The 773-nt window shown below is 59.0% G+C and carries 1 protein-coding gene; it reads right to left on the reverse strand.

From position 1 onward, the window contains the following. Window positions 1–131: 131 nt before the first annotated feature. Complete coding sequence (locus ABD059_RS17675; RefSeq protein WP_343882482.1) at window positions 132–608, reverse strand: hypothetical protein; 477 nt, start codon at window positions 606–608, stop codon at window positions 132–134. Window positions 609–773: the final 165 nt, after the last annotated feature.

Here is a 773-nt window from a genome sequence, read left to right on the forward strand (position 1 = left end):
GTGAATATACAGGCTGTTAGCTGAAATGAGCCTCGATACCTCAAAAATTCGGGCTATTGACTAGGTCAACCGTAAATGGCCCCGCCAGGGCGGCTTGAAGTGGCCCCGGTTGGCGGGTGTCTCGTGACCCTTCAGCCCTGTTCGTTGATGTCGAGCATGGTGCAGATGTTTTTGACGCTATTGGCCGTGCATAACCGGTATGTTCCTGGGTCGATGCTGTCCGGGATCGCAAGGGTGTCGGGGCCGGGCCCGTTTACGCCGATGTCTGGCACTGCCTTGCCCTCGTTATCGTCCACAGACCACCACGACGGAGAACTAAAACTGTCGTTGTTGTCGAGGGCGGCCCCTAGGTAGTAGAGGACACGCCAATCGTTGCCGCTCTGTTCTTCTAGGACCCACGCGATGCCGCGATCAGTCTCTTGAGGGAACCGGACCTCGATGGTCTCGCCCGGGCTAGTTGGCGACGTTGAAATTTCGAGCAGCGCAGGACGCATTTGCGCCGCTGGGTCATTGGCACCTTGCCGCTGATTCCCGCCGTCACCACATCCGATCAACAGGCCCAGCGGAACAATGACGGCGACTCCGCGAAGCAGCTGCAATGCCCTCATTGATAAACTCCCCGGCTTGTCATCGTTTTGTCTCCCGTCTGCCCACTATGGACCAGCCGCGGGCACCTTCGCAGGCGTAGGGGGGAAGCGTTACACGACCGGAATCGACTCGCCTCCGCCCTGCCGGGGTGAGGAAGGCTACTCTGACGGGTAATTATTTAGCGG

Origin of the sequence: Arthrobacter flavus (genome assembly GCF_039526005.1) — a bacterium.
GTDB classification, from domain to species: Bacteria; Actinomycetota; Actinomycetes; order Actinomycetales; family Micrococcaceae; genus Arthrobacter_D; species Arthrobacter_D flavus.

What these genes read in the sequence shown, in the direction of transcription:
- ABD059_RS17675 (WP_343882482.1), bottom strand. Translation starts at nt 608, where the DNA reads ATGAGGGCATTGCAGCTGCTTCGCGGAGTCGCCGTCATTGTTCCGCTG.